The 4,912-nt window shown below is 47.7% G+C and carries 3 protein-coding genes; 2 read left to right on the top strand and 1 reads right to left on the bottom strand.

Annotation, left to right across the window (positions count from 1 at the left end; genetic code table 11):
• Positions 1 to 100 precede the first annotated feature (100 nt).
• Positions 101 to 1,210 carry a HAMP domain-containing sensor histidine kinase gene (locus RMO79_RS19075; protein ID WP_310484822.1) on the bottom strand — a complete coding sequence of 370 codons (1,110 nt, stop codon included), beginning with the start codon at positions 1,208 to 1,210 and terminating at the stop codon, positions 101 to 103.
• 556 nt (positions 1,211 to 1,766) lie between these two features.
• Here RMO79_RS19075 and kdpA point away from each other — a divergent pair.
• Together kdpA and RMO79_RS19085 are read left to right on the top strand one after the other, a co-directional pair.
• A complete protein-coding gene (gene kdpA, locus RMO79_RS19080; RefSeq protein ID WP_310484823.1) occupies positions 1,767 to 3,470 on the top strand; it encodes a potassium-transporting ATPase subunit KdpA in 1,704 nt (567 codons plus the stop codon).
• Positions 3,471 to 3,910: 440 nt separating this feature from the next.
• Positions 3,911 to 4,912, top strand: a 1,002-nt coding sequence (locus RMO79_RS19085; RefSeq protein ID WP_310484824.1) for an HAD-IC family P-type ATPase, incomplete at its 3' end; no start/stop codon positions are given.

The following is a 4,912-nucleotide window of genomic DNA, read 5'->3' on the forward strand; positions in this document are numbered from 1 at the left end:
AAATAAACACTTTTTTTTTTAATGACTAGGCCCTGGTCGTTTTGGGGGGGGTTGGGGCCCAAATTCAACCTCGAACGAAGCTAGTTTCATGCAAACACCTTTAAGGTGCTGGAGGATTAATTGCGGCGAGTCGAAACCCAAAAATTGCACCTTGTGGAGAGCGATTTTCTGCCCAAATCGTGCCGTTGTGGGCTTCGATAATTTGACGCGATAGATATAAACCCAATCCCGATCCGCTGGCTTGACGATTGCTTTGTCCCTGGTAAAATCTGTCGAATAGGTGGGGCATTTCATCGGGTTGAATTCCTGCGCCTGTATCGACAATTTTTACTACCCGTTCCCCAGCTTGCGTACCCAATACGACTGCTACTTTTGCGCCACGGGGCGAGTGATTGATGGCGTTGGTAACAAGATTGGCAAACACTCGCTGCAATTGGAAGGCATCGCCATTTACCCACAAAAATTGGCGAAAATCTGATTCCCCGTAATTTAATGATATGTGAACGCGGCGACTCGCCGCAAGATCTAGTAGTGCGGTGGTGGTGGCTTCGGCGATTGCCGCCAGATCGATCGGGTTAAGATCTAGTTGGAGTCCGATCAGATCGTTGCGATAGATATCTAATAAGGTTTCGATTAGTTTGAGGCTCATCTGGTGACTGCGGATCGTGGTATCGAGGACGCTTTTTTGTTTGGGCGGCACTGCTCCAAATTGCTCTCTGGCAAAGGCTTTGAGGGTTTCGATCGCACCTAAAAGCGGGGTTTTAAGATCGTGCGCCAGTGTCGATGTAAAATCTTCACGCAGGCTGGATAATTTCGATTGCACCTGGAGTTTGGCTTGCTGTTGTGCCAGTGTTGATTCGATCTGGTGATTGCGATCGGTTAAAATGCCAGTGACAATCAGTGCAAATACCGTAATTAACCGATTTGTCACCATTGCTGAAGAGATCTCCCGATTACCGGGAATCCAGATATTGAGCAGCGTTAAGACGACAGCAATTGTCGTAATTACGATCGTGGTACGACGATCTAGTGCTGGCGTGGTTACCAAAATCGGCAGGATGTAAAGATAGCCCATCACATAATCGGGCGGCGTTAGCATCTCTAATGTAAATACTATTCCAAATAATCCCATCGTCGCCCAAAATATTGGGGATTTCCCAAAGTTAAGACGACACCAACGCGAAGGTAATAAATTCGATGACGTTCGCATTGACATAATCCAAATATTTAAAGCGCGATTTATTTAGTGTAGCTATAACCATCGAGTATCCCCAAATTGGCTACTTCGATCTTCTCCTTACGGAGACGCTACGCTACGACTACGCTCACCACAAGTAGCCTCTCATGAGAGAGAATCGTACCTGCTTCCTCAGCTACTTTTACCGAATAGCTCAGATTATTTTATCGAAACTATAGATTATTATCATAGCTTTACTTCGATCGTTCTATCTTTAGATAGATATTCGACCTATTTGTCAATAGACTCTAAACAATATGATAAGTTAAAGCTTAAATTATTATCCTAAACACGATCTAAACACAGCTTAAACAGTTGGGCAAAAATTATAGCTCAAACCCATTCGATCGCGATATTTAGAGATCTAAACAATAAAATATACCTTTACAAGCAAATAGAAACACGGGACGATGAGAGTAATTAAAGCTTTATTCAAAAGTGATAAAAAGCTTCAACATTTACAAATAATCGTTGGTGTAGCCGCGCTTCGTCGTAGGTAATCGCCGACGCAGATAAGGAAGATATACCTATGCTCCAGGGATGGATTCAAATTGGATTGACATTAGCCATGATTGTGGCGATTACGCCCATATTTGGCGGTTACATTGCACGAGTATATCTGGGTGAGAGGACACTGCTAGATCGAGGATTAAACCCGATCGAACGCCTGCTATTTAACCTCAGTGGTGTCAATCCTCAAACACAAATGACGGGATGGCAATACGCCCGCGCGATTTTGTTTAGCAATCTCGCCATGTCAATATTGCTATTTACAATTTTGATGCTGCAAGGAATCTTGCCGCTCAATCCGACGGGTTTGGGCACACCAACCTGGGACACAGCTCTACACACGACAATTTCATTTATTACCAATACCAATCAACAACACTATTCTGGTGAGACTACTTATAGTTATTTCTCCCAGACGTTGGGATTGGGCTTGATGTTTTTTACTTCCGCCGGAACGGGAATTGCGGTCGCGATCGCCTTTATTCGCGGATTGACTGGTAGACCTTTAGGTAATTTTTATGTCGATCTGACTCAGGCAATTACCAGAATTTTATTGCCGATTAGTATCGTCGGTGCGATCGCGTTTGTGGCGGCTGGCGTACCCGAAACCCTATCGGGGCCGATAATAGTACCGACTTTAGAAGACCCCAATATTCGTCAGGCGATCGCGTTGGGGCCAGTCGCGCATTTTGAAATTATCAAACAATTAGGTGAAAACGGCGGCGGCTTTTTTGCAATCAATTCCGCTCACCCGTTTGAGAATCCGAATGGACTTACCAATCTGATTCAAATCTTGACGATGATTTCGATTCCGACTTCGATGATTTACACCTACGGCGTTATTGCCAATAATCGCAAGCAATCCTGGTTAGTCTTCGGGATGGTATTTATTCTCTACGTCACATTCATCGTTGTGACCGCGATCGGCGAGTATAACGGTAACGCGCAAGTCAACGCAATTTTGGGTAGCGTTCAGCCCAATCTAGAGGGCAAAGAAGTCCGATTTGGCTGGGCGCAATCTGCGCTATTTGCTGTTACCACCACGGGCACGATGACTGGTGCTGTGAATGGAATGCTCGATTCATTTATGCCTGCGGGGGGGTTTGTGTTCCTATCCGATCTGTTCCTCCAAATTATTTGGGGCGGACAAGGCACGGGAACGGCATATCTATTCTGTTACCTAATTTTGGCAGTATTCGTCACCGGATTGATGGTCGGACGGACACCCGAATTTTTGGGGCGCAAGATTGAAAAAAATGAAGTGGTATTGACGAGCTTTTTGCTGTTGTTAGTACATCCGCTGTTCGTGTTAATTCCGGGCGCGATCGCGATGGCATTTCCCGAACAACTAGCTGGCATTAGCAATCCCGGCTTTCACGGACTCGCCCAAGTGATGTATGAGTATGCCTCGGCTACTGCCAATAACGGTTCTGGCTTTGAAGGATTAGCCGACAGTCAACCCGCACCCACAGCTTTATGGTGGAATCTCAGTACCTCATTTAGCTTACTCGGCGGCAGATATATCCCGATTATCGCGCTACTACTACTCGCTGAAGGCATGTCCCAAAAGCAGCCCGTACCCTTTACTACAGGTACCTTACGCACCGATACCGTGCTATTTACCGGAGTCACCGCTGGCGTAGTGATAATTATGGGCGCACTGACGTTCTTTCCCGTGCTGGCACTGGGGCCGATTGCCGAGGGTTTTCAATTGGGCAAGTAGATTGATGTCCAACGTCCTGTTTCCGATCGGCTAGACTTCGTTTCGGGTGGGCTTACCCCAATCCATTTCACGAGTATACACAAGTTCGCTAGACTTCGTTTGAGGTTGGTTTACCCCCCAACCCCCCTTATAAAGGCAGGGTGGTTTCATACAAGAAAAGGAAAATGTAAACACCCATTTGCTTAGTCCTCAACCGCCCTCGAATGAATTCGGGGCTAATAGCCAAAGTTCACTGAAGTGAACTGAAAGATTTTTTTCTGGGGTATGAAACCACCCTGCTGCTTATAAAGGGGGGGCTTTCCGGCTCCCTCCCCTTTATAAGGGGAGGGCTGGGGTGGGGTAAAGGACTACGCGGCATCTCCAACAGACACACTAGCTCCACCACAGGTAGATAAATTATGGAATCCAAATCCGATCGATCTCCACAGACTCCTGGTAGTATGCGAGAGCCGAACCGACAGGCTCCACAGGCGGCAATGGCAGGTTTATACAAAAGAGCGGTACGCGACGCTTTTGTCAAGCTCGATCCGCGCACGGCGATCGGTAATCCGGTGATGTTCCTCGTCTGGATCGGGACGATCGTCACTTTGCTAGTTACCATCGACCCCAATTTATTCGGTACCGTTCGCGCCGATACTGGTTCCCAGCGGATCTTGAATGGCACGATTACGATTATTTTATTTCTGACAGTTATTTTTGCCAATTTTGCCGAAGCCGTCGCCGAAGGACGCGGTAAAGCCCAAGCCGATACCCTCCGATCGAGTAGATCCGATACACCCGCCCGCAAAGTCTTACCAGATGGGACGATCGCGCAAGTTAGCTCCACCGAACTACGGAAAGGCGATCGCGTCAAAGTCGCACTCGGCGAGATGATTCCCGCCGATGGCGAAGTAGTTGCCGGGGTGGCTTCTGTCGATGAGTCGGCAATTACCGGAGAATCCGCGCCAGTCTTAAAACAGCCCGGAACCGACATCGCCAGCTCCGTCACCGGGGGGACGCGAGTAGTTTCCGACGAATTAACCATCCAGATTACCGCCGATCCGGGACAAGGCTTTATCGATCGGATGATCGCCCTCGTTGAGGGTGCCAAGCGTTCCAAAACTCCGAATGAAATTGCCTTAACGGTATTTCTGGCTGTCCTAACTCAGGTATTTCTGATCGTCGTCGCAACGCTTTCACCCCTGGCAAACTACGTCAAAACTCCAGTTGCGATCGCGATTCTGGTAGCATTGCTAGTAGCGTTGATTCCAACGACAATTGGTGGCTTGCTAAGTGCGATTGGCATTGCCGGAATGAACCGAGTCGCCCAGTTTAATGTAATTGCCACATCTGGACGGGCGGTAGAAGCCTGTGGTGATGTCAACACCCTGATTCTCGACAAAACGGGAACGATCACCCTGGGGAATCGATTAGCGGATGAATTTATCCCGGTCAATGGGTAT

Source organism: Chamaesiphon sp. VAR_48_metabat_403 (assembly GCF_031422475.1).
In the GTDB taxonomy this organism is placed as follows: Bacteria; Cyanobacteriota; Cyanobacteriia; order Cyanobacteriales; family Chamaesiphonaceae; genus Chamaesiphon.